The organism is Pseudomonas rustica (genome assembly GCF_049959085.1).
Taxonomy (GTDB): domain Bacteria; phylum Pseudomonadota; class Gammaproteobacteria; order Pseudomonadales; family Pseudomonadaceae; genus Aquipseudomonas; species Aquipseudomonas rustica.
Window position 1 is genome coordinate 3,327,566 of sequence record NZ_CP188200.1, and the last position, 19,344, is coordinate 3,346,909.

Sequence of the window (19,344 nt, forward strand, 5' to 3'; positions counted from 1 at the left end):
TCAGGCCACCGCCCGGGACATGACGTACAAGCCGTCACGCACAGTCATCGAATCGTCTTCAAGGGTGCGCAACTGCACACCCGCCACGTCCGGATGCGCATCGAGGCGCGCCGGCGCATGCAGATAAACGTTGAAGGCGCGTTCGCTGGTCGAGGCCTGCAGTTGCCGTTCGCGACCGATCAGGGCACTCAGCGCGGCATCGCTGTCGCTGCCGCCGACCGAACGCACGCCGGCCCAGCGCCCTTCCCTTGCCAGCAACAACACGCTGCGTTGCGGCTCGGCGACAACAAAGAGGAAGTCGCCGGCATCGAGGCTTTTGTCGAAACGGTTGAACGCCGCCATCAGGTACGGCTGCACCGAACGCAGACGCAAACCGCGACCGCTGACCAGCACCCGCAAGCGTTCCAGCAAGTCCTGCGGCAAGGCGCTGGCGATGCGGTCGTACCCGGCCGGTTCGGCGGACAGCACCAGACTCCAGGCTTGGGTTGGCGCGCCAAACAGGTCTTCGAAACACAGTTGGGCAAAGCCGCGCAGCTCCTCAGGTCTGCTGATCTGCGCGCTCCACGGCACCAGGCAAAAACGGCTGAAGTGCCCGGAAATGACCACGCTCAATTCGGCACCGGCACCGGCGTGTTCACCGAGCAGGCGGTCGAGGGTGTCCAGCGCCACCGCGTAGCTCTGGAAGCCTTCGTCGATGTAACCGACGCTGCCCAGCCACAGGGTGTCGCTGCCGCGCCGTTGACCGAGCCCAACACCGCTGGCGCCGAGCACGGCGACAAAACGCTCACGAGATAAATGTGACACGGTTGATCTCCTCCAGCGTGGTGCGACCTTGTTCCACCAGCTCCAGCGCCGATTCACGCAGCAGGCGCAAACCACGGGCGCAGGCCAGGGCTTTGATTTGTTTGATCGGTTGGCGCTCGACGATCATCTGGCGCAGCTCGTCGTCGAGGTGCAGCAACTCGGCAATCGCCGTGCGCCCGCGATAACCACTGCCCCGGCAATGCCCGCAGCCCTTGCCGTGAACGAAGTGGTAATGGTCGACTTTCTGCGGATCGAGGCCGGAGGCGCGCAGCTCTTCATCGCTCGGATTGACCGGCGCGCTGCAACTGGCGCACACCAGCCGGATCAGGCGCTGGGCGAGAATCGCGTTGAGCGCCGAGACCAGGCTGTACGGGTCGATTTCCATTTGGGTGAAGCGGCCAATCACGTCGAAGACGTTGTTGGCGTGGATGGTGGTGAACACCAGGTGGCCGGTGAGCGCCGATTGCACGGCGATCTGCGCGGTGTCCGGGTCGCGGATCTCGCCGACCATGATTTTGTCCGGGTCGTGGCGCAGGATCGAGCGCAAACCCCGGGCGAAGGTCAGGCCTTTTTTCTCGTTGACCGGGATTTGCAGCACCCCCGGCAGTTGATATTCGACCGGGTCTTCGATGGTGATGATCTTGTCCACGCCATGGTTGATCTCGGTGATCATCGCGTACAGCGTGGTGGTCTTGCCGCTGCCAGTCGGGCCGGTGACCAGCACCATGCCGTAGGGTTCGGCGGCGAGGCGGCGCAACTGGCGCAGGGTTTCGTCTTCAAAGCCCAACGCCTGCAATTGCACGCCGCAGACCTTGTCGGCCAGATCCTGTTTGTCGAGCACACGCAGCACCGCGTCTTCGCCGAAAATGCTCGGCATGATCGACACACGAAAGTCGATCTGGCGGCCACTGATGCCGATTTTGAAGCGACCGTCCTGCGGCACGCGTTTCTCGCCGATGTCCAGTTCGGCCATGACCTTGACCCGCGAGATCACCTGCTCGGAGAACTCCGTACCCTGGACTTTGCTGATGTTGTTGAGCACGCCGTCGATGCGGTACTTGATCACCAGACCGTTGCCGGTTGTGCCGAGGTGGATGTCGCTGGCGTGCATTTTCAGCGCGTCGTAGAGGGTCGAGTTGACCAGTTTCACCACGCTGCTGGCGTCTTCGCTGATGCTGGTCAGCGACAGGCTTTGCAGGGTGTCGATTTCGTGATGGGTCTCGCCTTGAGCGTTGAGCGATTCGACGGCATGGAAGCTTTCTTCGTGGCGGGCCAGATAGGCTTTGAGGTCATCGGCGTGCACCAGATACAACGGCGCGCCGTGCAGGCAATCATCAATCCAGGCCAGCCGTGCCGGGTCGAAGGGATCGGCAAACACGCCGATGACTTCGTCGTTGTGGCGCAGCAGGATGAATTCACGTTTCAGGCATTGCGCGAGGGTGACCCGGTCAAACACCGGCGTCGCGGCAAACAGGCTGTCGGTGTCGAGCACCGGGTAATGCAGGGTGGCGCCGAGGGCTTGAATGAACGGCATTGCTGCCAGTTCGCACAACACGCCGAGCGCCTCAAGGACGCGTTCGCCGGAAGTGGCGGCCCGCGCCCGGGCCTGGGACAACTGTTCGCTGGAAAAATGTTCACTGGAAAAATGCGCAGGGGCACTTTCGGCCGGCAGTGGTTCGACGACAACGGACAGACGTTCCATGGCTTGCTCTCCAACCGGGGCTCAGAGCCCTGTCGGCGCGGCAAACCTTGGCGGCAAGTGCCGGAACGTCTGATCGCGCCATTACTCCCCGGTGAGCATTTGATCGTCGTCCGGTGCCATGGCGTGCAACTGTCGTCGCCTATCCGCCAACACCCAACTGCCATCGTACAACTGCAACGGGAAGCTCTCGGTCCTGCTCTGGCGTCGTTCGACAAAGCCCTCGGAAGGGCTCGCACCGGGTTTCGCTTCACGCTTGATGCCAAGAAGGTCGCAGACCGCTCGGGCCAGTTCCGCCAAAGGAAACGGTTTGAACAGGATGTGGCTGACCCCCAGTTGCCGCGCCCGCTCACAGACTTCAGCGGTCGGGTGACCCGTTATCAGCACAAAATGGCACGTCCTGTTCTGGCGGACTGCGTCGAGCACCTCAAAGCCTTCCATATCGGGCAAGCGGTAATCGAACACCAGCACGTCGGGGGCAAAGGTTTCGGCCAGGCCGATTGCCGTCGCTCCGTCATGTGCAATCCGGACGTCCAGCCCCTGCGCCGACAGATAATCCTGAAGGTTTTGTGCAAGCAGCTGTTCGTCTTCGACAACCAGTACTTTGTTAACCAAGGTCGACTCCTTGAAACAGCAGGTCCGATGACCCCGCCCTGAGAGTGCGCCTTACCAGGGGTAACGCACACTTCATGCCAGGCTGAGTGCCGGTAATTTTATGTCTTCATGTCCTTGAAATTAATGACAATGCCCGCTCGTCCCGGTACCCCGTTCCCCAGAAACGGGGAAGCACCTGAATGGGCATCGAAGCCATTCCCCACTATTGGGGGGGAACCTTCAGTCGTCGTCAATTCGTTCGATCCTGTTCTGCACCCGTAATTGCGCGAGCACTTGGCGACGAGCCTGTGTCTGTTGCTGTCGGGCGAGCTGTGCCCTGACTGTGTCCAGCCCCTGTAAATCTGGGACATCGGCGGCCTCCAAGTGGTTCTGCAAATAAATCACATGCCAGCCGAACGGTGAACGCACCGGTTGGCTGGCGAGCGCTGCCCCGCTGATGATCGAGGCGCGCATTTGCATCAAGCGTAGACGCGCTGCGGCCACTGTGGCTGCATCGGCTTGCGCTGGCACGCGGATCAACAGTTGTCGGGGTTGCAAAGTGTTCGCGCGGATCAGCTCGGCGAATACCTGCTGTGCGGCCAATTCGCGGCGGGTGTACTCGGTAAAAGAAACCTCGTCGAAACCGGCATCCTGCAAGCGACGCTGGAATTTATCCGGGCCACCGATGGCACTGCGCATCTGCTCGATCTGTTGACGCACCGCTTGCTCGTCAATCTGCACGCCACGTTTTTGCGATTCCTGCCAGAGCAATTCCTTGTCGATCAGCGTTTGCAGCGCAGCCTGTCGCAGCTGTTTATAGGCTTTGGGATTACGAATGCTCGCCACCGCGCGGCCCTGATCTTCGAGGTATTCGGCAAAAAATCGCTCGAAACGATAGCCAGAAATTTCCTCGCCATTGACCCGCGCCACCGCCGGTTCGTTGTTGGCCCAGACCGCCGGGAGCCAGCAGGTCAGCAGCATTAACAGCCTTGTGAGCTTCATGATCGGGGCCTCCGTTCAGGGGCTGGCAACAATCGGTTTGTAGGGTGCGACCAGATAAAAATGCTGATCCGGCAAATCCACGGTGACCACGTGCGCGCCGCTCAAGCCCAGGCGTCGACCGGGGCCGAAACTCAGGCGCGGGGTCAGGCCGGTGTCGAAGTCATGCAGCCCCTCCAGCGCCGCCACCAGTTTTTCGCGGCTGGCGTCGCGGCCAGCCTGTTTCATGCCTTCGCTGAGCAGCAGCATCGAGGCGTAGGCGCCGACTTGCAGCACCGCATGCTGGGCGCCGAGGCCTTGGCCCTCGCGCAAAAGCGTCAGACCGATGCGTCCGGCCTGCGTCCAGTCGCTGGGCACGAACGGATAGGCGAGAAACACGCGACGGGTAAAGCCGCTGGGCACTTGCAGCAGATCACCGGCCACCTGGCTCGACGCCGCGAACAGGTACGGCACCTGCCCGGCGCCCTGCAGCCTCGTCGCCAGACGACTGAAACCACCGCCGCTGCCCAGATAAAACACCGAGCGCGAACCCAACGGCAGCGCCTCCGCCGCCGGGTCATAGGCTTGCAGATTGACGTTCTGCCAGCCGTGATCTTGTAAATACTGACCGAGGTTTTGCGCGGCTTGCGTCTGCATCAGGTCAGCGGGATAAGCGATCAACGTCGGCCCTTGCAGCACGCGCAGGCTCGCCGTGGCGTAGTCGGCCAAGGCGATCAGTTGCTCGCGCAAACCGGGCAACGGCTCGAAAATCTGTGGACTGGCCTGCATCGAGCCGAGCAACGACAGCGCGCCGATCAGCGGCACGCCGGCCTGTTCCAGACGCGGGCCGAGTTCGCTGTCGAGGGCTGGCACCATCGGCGCGATCAGCGCAAATACCTGTTCCTGCTCGATCAGTTGCTGCAAGGCCTGTTCGGCACTGGCGCGATCCGGACCGGGGTCGATCACCGTCAGGCGCAGTTGCCGACCGTGAATGCCGCCGGCCTGATTGATCCGCGCGACACTGCCGTTGAGCACCGCTGCAATGGTCATGCCCTCCTCGGCCAACGGGCCTTGGCTCGGCAATAACGTGCCGAGGTGCAAGGTCTCGGCGTCGAGGCCGGGGTCGCGCTCATCGGCCAGGCGCTTGAGATAGGCGGTGAGATTACGCTGATCCTTCATCGACAGCAGAAAGCGCGGCATGCTCGGGTCGAGGCGATTGTGGCCGGGATCGCGGCCCTGCTGAATCACCGTCGCCAGCGTGCTTTCTGTGTAGGCCGGATAACTGCGGCCGTTGACCTGCTGCTGGCCGTAAGTGCTGGTCAGTCGTGCCCAGTTCAGCGGCGGCGGACGTAAGCCGCCTTCGGGCCGACCGAGGCCGTCGGCGCCGTGACAGTTCGCGCACGGCAGGCTGGTGGCCGGCAGCAACACGTCCGCCGCGCCGACCCGCGCCATGATCGCCTCGCCGCTGGCCGACAGACCTTGACGGTACAGGCGTTTGCCCGCCGCTTCTTCCGAGCTCAGCGGCGCAGCATTCGCGCCGAGGCTGATGCCAGCGAGCAGGATCAGGGCGAGTACGCGGCAGCGTTTCATGGCGCGGGCTCAGCGACCGGCCACGGGCATTGTCAGCAACTGCAAGCGCTGGGCAATGGCGGCGGCCGGGGCGTCGGGGCGAATTTTGCTCCAGCGTTTGTTGGCGACATCGCCGACGATCAACTGCGTCGAGTGCTGCTCGGGCGTCGGCACGATCTGGCCGATGCGACTCAACACCAGATCCATCTGCGCCTTGTCGCCGGTGAGAAAAAGCCAATGAGGGTCATCGGAACCCTGCTTCAAGGTGTAAGCCTTGAGCACCGCCGGCGTGTCGCGCAGCGGATCACTGGTAAGGGAAATGAAGGTGATGTCCGGAGCCTTGTCGCCCAGCAGCTCGCGGACTTCCTTGAGCTTGCGGGTGATCAGCGGGCAGGCATCGTTGCAACTGGTGAAAATCACGTTGAGCAGAACGATGCGGTTTTGCAGGGCGTCGCTGTAGAAGCGCAGGGTCTCGCCGTTCTGATCCTGCAACGGCGTGTCGGTGAACCAGGCTTTTGCGTCGTGCGTGCCTTTGGCCGGGGCGGCGGCAACCGTCGCCGGCGGCTCTTGAACGTGACCTTCGTGGGCGAACGCGACGTTGCTGAAAATCCAGAAACACACGGTCAGGGAGATCCAGTCGAGCAGTCTCATGGCTGTTGCTCCATGGCGATGGCGGTGTGTTTGGCGTGGGTGCGCAGGCCGCTGAGCTTCTCGACTTCCTTGGCCAGCAGCTCTGGATCGGTGAAGCCGTAGTAGCGCATCCAGTGGCGATTGTTGCCGTCGCCGACGAGGATCAACGGCTGATGATTCTTGAGGTCGCCACTGAAACTGCCGAGGCCTTTGAGGGTTTCATTGATCGATTGTGGCGAGCCGGTCAGCCAACTCCAGCCCGGGCCGCGCTGAAAAGTGCGGGCGTAATCCTGCAGGCGTTTCGGGTCGTCGCGTTGCGGGTCGATGCTGATCGACACCAGTTGCACTTCCTTGCCGACCCGCGCGCCGAGCTGTTTCTGCACCTTGCCCATGATCGACGAGACCACCGGGCACACCGTCGTGCAACTGGTGTAGATGAAACTCATGACGACAATTTTGCCTTGCACCAGGTCTTGTTCCAGACGCACGGTTTTGCCGGTCTGGTCGAGCAGCAGCACGTTGGCGAACTTGACCTGGGTGTGTTCTTGCGTGCTGCTGGCGGGGGCTTTGTGCCCGGCGTGTTCGTCTGCCGAGTGGGCGTTGGCGTGTTGAACGCCGAGGCTCAACAGGCACAGGGTCAGCAGGCCAGTGGATGCAAATCGGTTCATGTCGAAACTCCTCTTCAACGGGCCTGGCCGGGGGTGACCCGAACACTGGCAAAGGTCTTGTCATCGAAACCGGCGCCCAGAGAGGCGGCGCGCACATGCAGGTACCAGGCGCCGCTGCGGTCGAGGCTGATCGGCGCTTCATACACGCCGTCGGCGACTTCCAGTGCCGCGACTTCACGCGGGTGTGAAGTGGGCGCGAGGTAGTAGCGCAGCTGCACGTCTTTAACGCCGCTGCGCTGGGTTTTGTCTTTGCCTTGAACGATGCGGAAGCGCACGACATACGGGTCGTTGAGCGCCACGGCAGTCTTGTCGAGGAGGAACTCGACTTTCGGCTGGCCGAGGTGTTTTTGCGGTTTGCCGTCAGAATCAATCTGCGCGGTAAAGCAGTGAATGATGTTCGGTTGGTTGAGCAGAAACGCCACGTCGAAACGCCCCGCTGCCGGCAGTTTCACCCGCGCGCTGTACAGGCCCGGCGAAACTTCACGCAGACTGCGGTCGATGACCATCGCGGCGCGGGCGATCTGGCCACGGTTGGGGTAACCGGACATCGGCGCGTTCATGCCTTCGGCGTAGAAGTAGGTGGTGTTGTCGACCGGGTTGACCACGAACACTGCGTTGTCGTCGCGTGAGACGGCGAGGCTGGAGGCCAGCGGCAAGTCACCGGCCAGGCGCGGTGCTTGCGGCCCGGCTTCGAAACCCTGGCTGATCGGCTGGCGACCTTCGCCGAGCGAGGACAGGTTGATCATGGTGACTTTCGGTGAAGCGAGTCCGCGGATGTAGGCATAGGCCTGGGTGAACACCACTTGGTAGGGTTCGGCGCTGACCTCCAGATCATGGATGGCGCTGTTGGTCGCGGCATCGATGACGCTGGCGCGGTTTTCCACGGTATTGAGGACCACACCGAAGCGGCCGTCGGCGCTGAAGCCCATCGGGCCGAGGCCTTGTTGCAGTTTGAGCACCCGGCGGATGGCGTGGGTGCTGGCGTCGATCACGGTGACGGTGCCGTCCTTGCCATCGGCGACGTAGACGGCGCCGGACAATGCCGAATAGGCGACGGATAACGGGTGAGAGCCGGTTTTGATCTGCTCGACGATGTTCAGAGTGGCGATGTCGATCACGCTGACGGTGCCGTCGTCGCGGTTGCTGACGAAGGCGAAGCGGCTGTCTTTGCTGAAGGTGATTTCGTGGTGGCCGCGTCCGGTCTGTAAATGTTTGAGGGATTTGAGGCTTTGGGCGTCGATCACGGTGACGCCGGAGTCTTCGGTTTTGCTCGCGTTGTTGCCGACCCAGAGCAGGCGTTCGTCCGGTTGCAGGGCGACGCGAAACGGTTGGCTGCCGGCGCTGATCGAGTCGATGACTTTGAATTGTTCGCTGTCGATGACGGCGATTTCCCCGGCAGTCGGCATGGAAACGAAGACGCGTTTGTTGTCTTTGGGGGTGACCCAATCCATCGGCGGCTGCTTGAGCTCGATCCGCGCGAGGGTGCTGGTGATGCCGCCGACTGATACCGATGGATCGACCACGGCGATGCTCGCGTCGCGGTTCATCACCAGCAGGAAATAGCTGTTGAGGTCGAGCAACGGCCGCGCGCCGATGTTGGATTTGAGGAACACGCCGACCCGGGCTTTGCAGCTCTGCTCGCGGCCTTGGGCCTTATCGGCAGCGAGGGTTTGCGGATCGACCCAGGCACCCGGGGCCACGCCGGAAAGAGGCTGGCCGGAAGCGCTGTCGCTGATGCGGAACTGCACATCGGCGAACTCGCCTTCACGCAGTTTGCCGTCGGCGGCCAGTGGCTTGAGATCGAAATCCACCGCCACGCCATCACGGTTCAGCGTCTGCCCCGCGCCGGTTTGCGCCAGCGCAATCTCACTCAGCGTCAACAACGCCCCGGCCATGGCCAGCGTGCAAATACCGATGATGTTGATGATCCTGTTCATCTTTCACTCCCCTACGCATTCCAGCCAAACGACGCGATCCCTGTGGGAGCGAGCCTGCTCGCGAAAGCAATCTGCCAGCCACCCCACCTGTTGCCTGCGCCGCCCTCTTCGCGAGCAAGCCCGCTCCCACAAGGGATTTGCATGCATCCCGCATCCTCACCGCCACCACTGCCCACTGTGGGATTTGCATGCATCCCGCCAACCTCACTGCCAACCGCAGACCCCGTGGGAGCGAGCCTGCTCGCGAAAGCAATCTGCCAGCCACCCCACCTGTTGCCTGTGCCGACCGCTTCGCGAGCAGGCTCGCTCCCACAAGGGATTTGCATTCATCCCGCATCCTCACCGCCACCACTGCCCACTGTGGGATTTGCATGCATCCCGCCAACCTCACTGCCAACCGCAGACCCTGTGGGAGCGGGCTTGCTCGCGAAAGCAATCTGTCAGCCACCACACCTGTTGCCTGTGCCGCCCTCTTCGCGAGCAGGCTCGCTCCCACAAGGGATTTGCATTCATCCCGCATCCTCACCGCCACCACTGCCCACTGTGGGATTTGCATGCATCCCGCCAACCTCACTGCCAACCGCAGACCCCGTGGGAGCGAGCCTGCTCGCGAAAGCAATCTGCCAGCCACCACACCTGTTGCCTGTGCCGACCGCTTCGCGAGCAGGCTCGCTCCCACACGGGATTTGCATGCATCCCGCCAACCTCACTGCCCACCACCGCCCCCCTGTAGGCCTTCGCCTGCTCGCGATGGCGTCATCCGCCCCACCATTGAAAACCGAGTTGCCCCCATCGCGAGCAGGCTCGCTCCTACAGGGGATTCGCATTCATCCCACCGTCCTCATTGCCAACCATCGCTCTGTAGGAGCAAAGCTTGCTCGCGAAGCTTTTAGTGCCACACCCCTTCCAAAACCGAGGCGCGGCCTTCGCGGGCAAGCCTTGCTCCTACGGGGTCGGCGCCGGTTCCGGTTCATTGGTCACGCGCAGCAGTCCCCATAATCCGGAGGTGTTGCCGTAGGCGGCGTAGTCGCGGAACAGGTAATCGCCCGGTATCGCATTGCTGCCGCCGGCGCTCGGGATCATGAAGCTGAAGTGCGCGGCCGGCAGGATGCTTTCGTGGGCGCCGATGTACATCGACATCGGGTTGTAGCCGAAGCGCACGGAGCCCACGCCCGGCGAGCCCATCGGATAACCACCGACATCGCTCTTCTCGGCCTGGAACGGGTTCACCGACCAGACGTGCCCGTCGAGCTGGAACGTGGTGCCGCGACTGCCACCGCTCGGCATCAGAATATGCGTGCGGAACGGTTGCCCCGGTTTGGCGTAGAGCACCGGCGTTTGCGGATCACCACCCACCAGTGCATTGCTGTAAGCCATGTGCGCATTGACCATGTCGCCATAACCCGCGCCATCGGCATGACCAAACGGCGCGTCCGGGGCGAGGCCGAAGCGGTACCACAGCGGCTCGGTCTTGTAGTTGATCGCCATGCTCGAGTTGTCCTGCGGATCGGTCGGCACGCCGAAGCCTTCAGCGGCAATCCCTTCCACCGGCCGGCCATTGGCCCAACGGGTGTTCAACGCCTTGTGCCAGACCATCGCGAAGTCGCGGTAGCTGGTCTGCCCAGGCGCCGTAACCGTGGCGTTGACCTTGCGCGCATCGTCGACCCAGGTTGCGCCGATCGGCAGAATGCTCATCGCTCCGCCAAGGCCTTTTTGTGGCTGCTTGATCACGTCCGCCGGGGTGAAATTCAAGCCGCCGAACTCCACCGCCGTGGCATTGATGTTGTCGACGCTGCGACCCAGTTGAGTCACCGGTTTGCCTTCACGCTCCAGATGCCCGGCGTAGTACTGATAAGTACGCGTCGGGTACGCGCCGCTGTTGCCAACGCGCGGTGGCACGGTCTGGATCGGGTTGGCGCCGACGTTGGCGCCGTCGGATTTGGTGATGTCGTACGCCAGCAATTGCGCGTGCAGGCCGACGTGGCTGGACGGCCGCATCAGGTTGTTGCTGAAGGTGGTCGAGCCCAGACCGCTATTGCGATCACGCTTGACCATGCCTTGCATCACGGCAGTCTGGGTCAAGTCAGGCATCACGCTCGGCAGACGGTTTTCCAGAGTGATGTTGATGCAATCCCCTGCGGCTGCACGCAACACCAGCGGTTCGACCGGGATGCCGGGTTTCAGCTTGCCACTCACCGGATCGAGATCGGATTTACGCACATACAGAATCGCGGTCGGGTCATGCAGCGGCCCACTCTGCCCGCCAATCGTAATGGTCTCGCCATCCTCCGGATCGGTCACGGTGACTTGTGGAATGCTCACCGTGCGCGAGTTCAGCACCAGGGTGCCGCCCGCCGGATTCAGCGGCCCGCCGACATGCTGACCAAGCCCTTGCGGATCGCCAATGGTCAGGCCCAGCGCATTGCCGAGGATGTCATTGGCCAGCGCCGCGACCACTTCATAGTTGCGCTGTACCGTCGGCCGCGTGCCGATGCCGTTGGGGTTGGCGCTGATCCGTGGGCAACTGCCCTCGAACGCCACGGTGTTGCGCATGCCCGCCGGATTCGGGTTGTTGGGGATGGCATACAGGTCGTTGCGTTTAGCGGTGTAGTTACGCATCACGCCCCAGATACCGCTCCAGTAGCCTTCGATCGAAGCGTCCATCGAGTACAAATAGTCGCCCGTGGTCGCAGCGGAACTGGAGAGCATCGACACCGGCGCAATAAAGCCCATCTGCTCGGAGATGCCGATCATTTGCGAGGCGCGCCAGCCGGAGTTGGAGCTGTTGCCGAACCCGGAACCGCTCTGCAGCCATTTCACGCCGTGCAGGGTGACGTTGTGCTCTTCCTCATGGCCGCCGGCATGCACCCGCAGCCGCACGTTGTCGCCGGTGTAGGTGCGCAGCATCGGCGTAAACGGATCGCCCGGTTCGGCGCCGCCCTTGTTGATGTGCGGCGGAAACAGCGTGGTGCCGCCGGTAGGCCCGGTGGCGGCGGTGAGCAGATTCGGCGCCAGGTTCATCGCCGGAATTGCGCGGTCGGTACGGCTTTGCATGGCGAACGACAGATCGCCACCGAGGCCATCAGCCTGCATGCCGCGCTTGCCATCCGGGCCGACCTTGTTCGGGTCGTACACGCGCAGGGCCAGCGGTTCGTTGCGATAGTTGACGACGAACATGCCCGGATCATCCACCGAAATTGCCTGTGGGCATGGCCGGCTCGGGCAGCCCGGCACCTGACCGCCCTGCACTTCCAGCACGCCTTCGAGCAGGTTGCTAGCGTTGTTACGCACCGGCGGGTTGATCGCGTAGCGGAAGCTGTCGGCAGTCGCCGGGAACGCTTGCGCATTGGGCACACCGTTGGGGCCGGCACCGACATAGACGCCGGCCTCATAGGCGTGCTGGAAGTCGCTGTATTCGAGGAAGAACTCGCGGAAGCTGTCGTTCTTGCCGTCGCCATCGAGGTCGCCGGTATTGATCACCGCTTGCCACGAGGTCGGCCCGCCGTCCTGACGCGCGCCGCTGTACAGAGGCTCGCCGGTTTCCGCATGGAACCAGGTCGAACCGGCCGGTTCCGCCAACACGGTGGCGTACAGACCAATCTGCTGATGCGTCGATGGGCCCAGGTGGTCGTGAGTGAAAATGGTGCCGAGGCCGCGATCGACGCCTTTGATGTTCACCACCGGATCAACGAACCAACGCTGCATCGCCGTGCGCGCACCGAGCCAATCGGCGCGGCCGTACTGACCGAAGAACGGATGGTTTTTGGCTTTCGGGCAAGCCTGGGTGCCGTCGCGCGAATCGGTGGCGGCGCACTGGTTGAACTCGCGGATCGCGTGAATGCGTTCCTGCACGGCGCCCGGCGAGAGCACGCCGTCTTCATAGTTCCAGCCGTTGGAGGAGCCGTCCGCCGAGGTCAGATCCCACTTCGGCAGGTGAATATGCTGGCCGATCACATCGGTCGGCGTGCGCACCTGATAGTCGTCCATCTCGTAAGTGGCCGGCACCAGGTTGGTTTGCTGGTATTGCACGCAATCGAAGGTGTTCATGCGCATCACCAGCGGCTCTGGCGGACGCTGCTTGGTGATCACCGGCCAGGCGTCTTCCCACAGCGCCAGAATGCGCGCCTGCGGGAAGTGATAACCGACCTTGTTGTACACCGCGTCGAACTGAATATTGGCGGCTTTGTAGATCCGAGGGCGGTCGGCGGTGAAGCTTGAAGCGCCGACAAAGGACATGCCGTCTATGCGGTCACCGCTGGCGAACTCACCGCTGCCGGCGCTGCTGGTCAGGCGTTTTTGCCGATCGTCCATGCACGGTTCGTAGTACGGCGCGCCGGCCATTGGCAAGGCACCGTTGGTACGGAACGCCTTGGCCACCACTTGATTGCCGGGCAGCAAGGCATAGCTTGGGTGATCTTTTTTCGCGTGAAAGGCCATCGCCGCTTGTTCGACTTCGGTGCCTTCTTCCGGCAGGTAAATCGGTTTGGCGCGGGTGACTTCCTTGGAGAAATCCAGCGAGGTGGTCACGGTGTGCGCTTCGCCACCGGCCGAGACGCCGTCGAGGGTATGCCGTTGCAAGCCACCGTCCCAACCACCGGACTGCGCCGGGTCAAGGTTGGCCCACAGCGCTTTGCCGCTGGCCTTGAGCGATTGCGCGGTAGCGGCGTCGAGCATGTCCAATGGCGGGGTTGGTGGACGTTGGCCCACCGAGCTTTCCATGCCACCGATCCAGAATGGATAGCCCGGGTTTTTCAGGCTGCCGTCGGCATTGCGGTTGGCTTCGCTGCGATCGACCAGCGCCAGCGAACCGATGGCTTGACCACCGGCGTTGCCGCCATGGTGCTCGCCGTCGTCATCGCCCTCTTCTTCATCCTCGTCGTCATCATTGCCGGCGATCAGGGTTTCACCGATTTTCGGCACGACCACGACTTTGCCCGGCATCGGTGCCATGGCTTTGCCCGGTAGCGGCACTATCGCTGGAATCGGTGTACCGGCGACGATTTCGCCGTCCGGCAAGGCGCGCGCGCCGGTCGCCGGTTTGCCACTGCGCAAGGCAAACGGTTCGCTGTGATAACCGTCGGCGCCCTGCTGCGAAACGTCGAGTCGAGTGCCCTCTTCAAACACATCGTGTACCCGCCACATGGCCCACATGCCTTGGGCAAAGTGCGGATAGAAATGGCAGTGATAGATCGCATCGCCGGCCACGCGGTTGCGGTTGCCCGAACCACCGTTGGCGATTTCATAGGTGTAACCGGCGCCCGGGCCAATGCCCTGGGCATCGACGTAATCGGAATTGTCGTCGTTGGGGTTGAACAGCCACTGATGGCCGTGCAAGTGGAAGATGTGCTGCTCATGACCATTGTGGGTGTTGCGGAATTTGACGAAGTCACCGATGTAGCTGTGGTTGACGTTCGACGGCTCCGACGGATACAGCGCCATGGTCGCTTTCACCCCGATCTGATCGGCGCGGGGTGTCTGGCCAGGGGCGATGTTTTCCAGCCCGGCGTTGGCCGGCACGTCGACCAGCATCGCCACGTCGCCGACGGTGTGCGAGCTGAGGAAGAATTCTTCGTAGGCGCACGACAGGCAATCGTGCATCGGCCCGACGCCCAAACGGTTGGCCACCACTTCGGCGCCCATGCCGCCCGAGCCGTAATTGATCATGAACGAATCGCGAGTCGGCTCCAGCACGTGGGCCATCACCGGATCAGCCCAATAGGCTGGAAACGCTTGAGTGGCGGCAGTTTCGTCCTGGAATTGCGAGGCGAAATCGCGGAACGCTTCCAGTCGATTAGGGATCGCCGGGTTACGTTTGCCGACTGATTCCAGCGGATAAGTGCTGGGTGGGAAGCTGCCGTCGGCGTTGCTGCCCATGACAATCGCATCGCTTTCGCTGGAAATGATTTCATTGCCGTCGACCATGCCGATGATCGGCGTGCCAGCCTTGCCTTCGCGCAACCACGGCTCGCGTTGCGGGTAACGCGCCTGGTAATCAACGATCGGTTGGCCGGTGGGTGCGCGGCCCGTGGTGGCCAGGCGCATTTCTTCTTCAGTGAGGGTGTTGCGATAGGTGCGACCGCCCTTGGGCAGGACGACAACCTGGCCGAACAAGCCATTGGCGACGTTACCGGCCGCGCCCTCGCCGCCAAAGGTTGCGCCACGGCTGCTGACGGCAAACGCGCCTTCACGCTCGGCGTACAGGGTGTAAGAACGGCTCGCACCCGGCGGCACCAAGGTGTTGGCGTTACGCCCGGTGAACGAAGAAATGTCATCGATGCTGTTGACCGCTTGCAGGCCATTGACCTGGAAACCGACGTGACGGTCAGCGACTTGCTCATCGACTTTGAAGTCTTCAGCCGCGTTGGCGTTCTCGACGCCTTCCTCTTCTTCACCTTCATTCTCGAAGTGCTTGTTCGGGTTGGCCTGATAGTCGAGCAGGTTTTGCAGATTGATCGTCAGGCAATCACCCGCCGCCACGCGCAAAACCAATGGCCGTGGCCGCTTGTCCGGGCGCAGCGAAACCTTGCCCGGCACCGCTGAACCGCCGTAGGCCAGCGACATGTTGCGATCATCCACCACGTCGCGGCGCAGGGCGAACATCATGCCGTTGATGTTCTGCGCACCGAGGCGGTTGAACATCAGCGGTTGATCGAAGGCGACGACGTTGGCCACCAGGTTGCGCTCGCATCGCACGGCCGCGCTGGCCAGTTCGACGCTGAGCATCGAGGCCAGAATCAGCAGCCAGTTGAACAGAGACGGAGCGTGATGAATGCCAGCCATGATCAGTAACCTCGTAGTGGGTGCTCTTGGGAACACTTCTCGACAATTGCCTCGGAGCAATCCGCGTGCCACAAAAAATTCGTTTACCGTTCAATCGGTTACTGCAGCGACTTGAGAATCCGGGGCATATTCCCCACCGCTTTGCCCCACTTTTCGGGGCTGCCGGGTTTGCCCCGAAAGTGGGGAAAACCGGGTTGGGGTCACAGCGGGGCGTCCATCGCCAGGCCCTGCAAACGTCGGTACTGGCGCAACACATTCGGCACGTAACGCTGGGTTTCGGCGAACGGTGGGATCACCCGGCCACGGCTGAGCACCGCGTCGGGCCCGGCGTTGTAGGCCGCCACGGCGAGGGCGATGTCGTTGTCGAAGAGGGTCATCAAACGTTTGAGATATTTCGCGCCGCCCTGGATGTTGGCCTTGGGGTCGTAGACGTCGGTCACACCCAGTTCGCGCGCGGTGTCGGGCATCAATTGCATGAGCCCGCCGGCGCCTTTGGGTGAGGTCGCGCCGGGGTTGTAATGTGACTCGGCGTTGATCACCGCGTGCAGCAACGCTTCGGGCAATTCGTTGACTTTGGCGGCTGCCGACACCAGTTCCGCGTAGGGCTGATTGGCGATCATTTGCGGCTGTTGATCGAGGCTGGCCACAGGCATTTCAGCCTCGTGGATCACCCGTTCGTAGGTACGTCCGGGACGGTGAACGTTGGACAGTACATAGCTGCCCTTGGCGTCCACCGAGATAAATACATCGGCCTGCGTGGCGCCGCTGAGCAGCACACAACCGAGCAATCCGCTGGCGAGAAATTTCATGTCGGGCCTCCCCGGATCGACCCCGATAAATTGGGGGAAATGCCCCAATGGCCGATCACGTTTGAGCCATACGCAAGCACTGTGCCGACTCTTGAGAGGCCCGTATTTCAAGGGTTTCGGCGTGTCGGCCAGTTTTCAGTGAGGCTGAGCATGGCAATTGCATAAGCCCTTCAGGCGACACGGCTGCCACTCACGGGAGGTCATCATGAAGCTGCAATTTCGTCCGCGTGGCCAACGCGGTTTTACCCTGCTCGAATTGCTGGTGGTGCTGGTGGTGCTCGGTCTGTTGGCCGGGATCGTCGCGCCGAAATACTTCGCTCAACTCGGTCGCTCGGAAGTGAAAGTGGCCAAGGCGCAGATCGAAGGGCTGAGCAAAGCACTCGACTTGTATCGACTGGAAGTCGGTCACTACCCGTCCACCGAGCAGGGCTTGCAGGCCTTGGTCACCGCCCCGAGTGACGAGGCGAAATGGACCGGCCCGTACTTGCAGAAAAAGCTGCCGCAGGATCCGTGGGGGCGTAGTTACGCCTATCGCTATCCCGGCGAAAACAGCGAGTACGACTTGCTGTCGATGGGCAAGGACGGCCAGCCCGGTGGCGAAGGCGAAAACGCCGAAGTGACCAATTGGCAGTGAGCGGAGCGCGGCCCATGCGATTTCATTTGAAAGCGGTCGGCAAGGCTGGCGTGGTGTCCTTGAGCGTCGAGGCAGCGGGCGACAGCGAAGCGCGACGGATTGCCGAGGATCAGGGTCTGCGCGTGCTCAGTTCGCACGCCGACAAGCATTGGCGTTCGCTGCGATTGCGTCAGCGCGAGACCTTCAATCTGGTGCTGTTCAGCCAGGAACTGACCACGCTGCTCAATGCCGGACTGCCGTTGATCGATGCGCTGGAAAGCCTCGCCGAAAAAGAATCCGCCCCCGCTGCCCGGAAAACCTTGAGTGAGCTGGTGCGCCTGCTCTACGAGGGCAAATCGTTTTCGCAGGCGCTGGGCCAGTTGTCGGCGGTGTTCCCGCCGCTGTACGTGGCGCTGGTACAGTCCAGCGAGAAGACCGGCGCGGTCGGCGACGCGCTGGGCCGCTACGTCAGCTATCGCCAGCGCATGGACGAGGTGCGGCAGAAGATCATCAGCGCGTCGATCTACCCGATGCTGTTGTTGGTGGTCGGCGGCGGCGTGGTGTTGTTTTTGATGGGTTACGTGGTGCCGCGCTTCAGCCTGGTGTTTGAAGGGTTGGGCAATAACCTGCCGTGGCTGTCGCAGGTCTTGATGAGCAGCGGCATGTTTCTGCATGCGCATCAGGCGGAATTCTTTGGCGCGCTGGCGGCGATTGTCATCGCCCTCGCCGTCCTGCAAAAACAACCGGCGTTTCGTCGTGGGCTGGATCGGCTGGTGGAGAAACTGCCGGCGGTGCATCAGCGAATTTTCATGTATGAGCTGGCGCGGTTTTATCGTTCGCTGGGGATACTGCTGCAAGGTGGTATTCCGCTGGTGACCGCCATGAGCATGGTGCGCGGCCTGCTGACTGTGGCCTCACGAACGCGGCTCGATCAGGCTTGCGAGCGGGTGCGCGAGGGGCAATCGTTGTCTACCGCGCTGGAGCTCAATCACCTGGTGACACCGGTGTCCCTGCGCCTGCTCCGCGCCGGCGAACAGTCCGGCAACCTCGGGCAGATGATGGAACGCAGCGCCGACTTCTACGATGAGGAAATCAGCCGCTGGCTGGAGTGGTTCGTGAAGCTGTTCGAACCGCTGCTGATGACCTTCATCGGCCTGCTCATCGGGGTCATCGTGATCCTGATGTACATCCCGATTTTCGAACTGGCGTCGAGTATTCACTGACCTCGGGAACGGGTCGAATCCCTGCAACAACGCACTCTCACGTTCCCAACAAGACCACAAAGACGGAGAACGATATGCACATTAAAAAGCTCGTGCTCGCAATGGCCATCGGCGCAGTTCTGTCGGCGTCCACGGTACTGATTCCGGACAGTTTGTCGGGGGTTTCCAGTGTTCAGGCCAAGGAAGGTGGGAGTGGTGGCGGAGGGAACGGCGGCGGACATGGCGGAGGGGGTGGCGGTAGCGGCGGTGGAAACGGGGGTGGGCATGGAGGCGGTGGCGGTGGCGGTGGCGGTGGCGGTGGCGGTGGAAATGGTGGCGGTCATGGCGGCAGTGGCAATGGTGGAAGTGGCCACGGTGATGGCGGCAGTGGTCACAGCGGCAGCGGCCAAGGCTCCGGACACGCCGGCAACTCTGCCTCATCCTCCGGTCGCAACGGCACCCACGCCGAACCGGGCGATGATCACGGTGTTCACCGGGCGGGTGAAGTCGGCGACGATCATGGCGTCCATCGCGCCGGTGAAGTCGGCGATGACCGAGGCCTGCATGCAGCGGGCGAACCGGGTGACGATCGCGGTGTGCACGTCGGCGGCGAACCCGGCGATGACAAACGCGCCAACTGACCTCTAGAGCCCACCGCAATTCCTGTGGGAGCGAGCCTGCTCGCGAATGCTGTGGGTCAGCCAATGATGGGTTAACTGACAGTCCTTCTTCGCGAGCAGGCTCGCTCCCACAGGATTCGTGGTTTACCCAGATTTCACAGCCATCCATAAAGCCAATGTGGGAGCGAGCTTGCTCGCGAATGCTGTGGGTCAGCCAATGATGGGTTAACTGACAGTCCGCCTTCGCGAGCAGGCTCGCTCCCACTGGACTCGTGGTTTACCCAGATTTCAAAGCCATCCATAAAGCCAATGTGGGAGCGAGCCTGCTCGCGAATGCTGTGGGTCAGCCAATGATGGGTTAACTGACAGTCCGCCTTCGCGAGCAGGCTCGCTCCCACAGGACTCGTGGTTTACCCGGATTTCAAAGCCATCCATAAAGCC

Annotated in this window: 13 protein-coding genes; 3 read left to right on the forward strand and 10 right to left on the reverse strand. The window is 62.3% G+C overall.

What is annotated here, in order from left to right; all coding sequences use genetic code 11:
* From ACP3TY_RS15175 to ACP3TY_RS15220, 10 genes are all read right to left on the reverse strand, one after another.
* On the reverse strand, positions 1–804 hold the full coding sequence (locus tag ACP3TY_RS15175; RefSeq protein WP_426617879.1) for a hypothetical protein: 804 nt from the start codon (positions 802–804) through the stop codon (positions 1–3).
* Positions 785–2,506 carry a GspE/PulE family protein gene (locus ACP3TY_RS15180; protein ID WP_426617881.1) on the reverse strand — a complete coding sequence of 574 codons (1,722 nt, stop codon included), beginning with the start codon at positions 2,504–2,506 and terminating at the stop codon, positions 785–787. The genes ACP3TY_RS15175 and ACP3TY_RS15180 overlap by 20 nt, the downstream gene beginning before the upstream one ends.
* A gap of 81 nt (positions 2,507–2,587) precedes the next feature.
* A complete protein-coding gene (locus tag ACP3TY_RS15185) occupies positions 2,588–3,118 on the reverse strand; it encodes a response regulator (RefSeq protein WP_008086646.1) in 531 nt (176 codons plus the stop codon).
* Between the two features lie 219 nt (positions 3,119–3,337).
* Entirely contained in the window at positions 3,338–4,099 is a 762-nt protein-coding gene (locus tag ACP3TY_RS15190) for a peptidylprolyl isomerase (protein WP_159815033.1), read from the reverse strand.
* Positions 4,100–4,114: 15 nt separating this feature from the next.
* Positions 4,115–5,665, reverse strand: a complete 1,551-nt coding sequence (locus tag ACP3TY_RS15195) for an ABC transporter substrate-binding protein (protein ID WP_426617883.1) — start codon at positions 5,663–5,665, stop codon at positions 4,115–4,117.
* A gap of 9 nt (positions 5,666–5,674) precedes the next feature.
* Positions 5,675–6,295 carry an SCO family protein gene (locus ACP3TY_RS15200; protein ID WP_426617884.1) on the reverse strand — a complete coding sequence of 207 codons (621 nt, stop codon included), beginning with the start codon at positions 6,293–6,295 and terminating at the stop codon, positions 5,675–5,677.
* On the reverse strand, positions 6,292–6,942 hold the full coding sequence (locus tag ACP3TY_RS15205; RefSeq protein ID WP_426617886.1) for an SCO family protein: 651 nt from the start codon (positions 6,940–6,942) through the stop codon (positions 6,292–6,294). The genes ACP3TY_RS15200 and ACP3TY_RS15205 overlap by 4 nt, the downstream gene beginning before the upstream one ends.
* A 14-nt stretch (positions 6,943–6,956) precedes the next feature.
* Entirely contained in the window at positions 6,957–8,879 is a 1,923-nt protein-coding gene (locus tag ACP3TY_RS15210) for a YncE family protein (RefSeq protein ID WP_426617888.1), read from the reverse strand.
* Positions 8,880–9,824: 945 nt separating this feature from the next.
* Positions 9,825–15,659, reverse strand: coding sequence for a manganese-oxidizing multicopper oxidase MnxG (mnxG, locus tag ACP3TY_RS15215; RefSeq protein ID WP_426617890.1), 5,835 nt, complete (start codon positions 15,657–15,659; stop codon positions 9,825–9,827).
* A 200-nt stretch (positions 15,660–15,859) separates the two neighbouring features.
* Positions 15,860–16,468 carry a lytic transglycosylase domain-containing protein gene (locus ACP3TY_RS15220; RefSeq protein ID WP_426617891.1) on the reverse strand — a complete coding sequence of 203 codons (609 nt, stop codon included), beginning with the start codon at positions 16,466–16,468 and terminating at the stop codon, positions 15,860–15,862.
* Positions 16,469–16,673: 205 nt separating this feature from the next.
* Here ACP3TY_RS15220 and gspG point away from each other — a divergent pair, with 205 nt between their 5' ends.
* The 3 genes from gspG (at position 16,674) to ACP3TY_RS15235 (ending at position 18,924) form a co-directional block, all read left to right on the forward strand.
* Entirely contained in the window at positions 16,674–17,102 is a 429-nt protein-coding gene (gene gspG / locus ACP3TY_RS15225) for a type II secretion system major pseudopilin GspG (RefSeq protein ID WP_053119057.1), read from the forward strand.
* Positions 17,103–17,116: 14 nt separating this feature from the next.
* Entirely contained in the window at positions 17,117–18,304 is a 1,188-nt protein-coding gene (locus ACP3TY_RS15230; RefSeq protein ID WP_282357050.1) for a type II secretion system F family protein, read from the forward strand.
* A 74-nt stretch (positions 18,305–18,378) separates the two neighbouring features.
* Complete coding sequence (locus ACP3TY_RS15235) at positions 18,379–18,924, forward strand: hypothetical protein (RefSeq protein ID WP_426617893.1); 546 nt, start codon at positions 18,379–18,381, stop codon at positions 18,922–18,924.
* Positions 18,925–19,344 lie beyond the last annotated feature (420 nt).

Coding starts and splice junctions, on each gene's coding strand:
- ACP3TY_RS15200 (WP_426617884.1), bottom strand. CDS start 6,295: ATGAGACTGCTCGACTGGATCTCCCTGACCGTGTGTTTCTGGATTTTC.
- ACP3TY_RS15205 (WP_426617886.1), bottom strand. CDS start 6,942: ATGAACCGATTTGCATCCACTGGCCTGCTGACCCTGTGCCTGTTGAGC.
- ACP3TY_RS15180 (WP_426617881.1), bottom strand. CDS start 2,506: ATGGAACGTCTGTCCGTTGTCGTCGAACCACTGCCGGCCGAAAGTGCC.
- ACP3TY_RS15235 (WP_426617893.1), top strand. CDS start 18,379: ATGCACATTAAAAAGCTCGTGCTCGCAATGGCCATCGGCGCAGTTCTG.
- ACP3TY_RS15210 (WP_426617888.1), bottom strand. CDS start 8,879: ATGAACAGGATCATCAACATCATCGGTATTTGCACGCTGGCCATGGCC.
- ACP3TY_RS15190 (WP_159815033.1), bottom strand. CDS start 4,099: ATGAAGCTCACAAGGCTGTTAATGCTGCTGACCTGCTGGCTCCCGGCG.
- gspG (WP_053119057.1), top strand. CDS start 16,674: ATGAAGCTGCAATTTCGTCCGCGTGGCCAACGCGGTTTTACCCTGCTC.
- ACP3TY_RS15230 (WP_282357050.1), top strand. CDS start 17,117: ATGCGATTTCATTTGAAAGCGGTCGGCAAGGCTGGCGTGGTGTCCTTG.
- ACP3TY_RS15195 (WP_426617883.1), bottom strand. CDS start 5,665: ATGAAACGCTGCCGCGTACTCGCCCTGATCCTGCTCGCTGGCATCAGC.
- ACP3TY_RS15220 (WP_426617891.1), bottom strand. CDS start 16,468: ATGAAATTTCTCGCCAGCGGATTGCTCGGTTGTGTGCTGCTCAGCGGC.
- mnxG (WP_426617890.1), bottom strand. CDS start 15,659: ATGGCTGGCATTCATCACGCTCCGTCTCTGTTCAACTGGCTGCTGATT.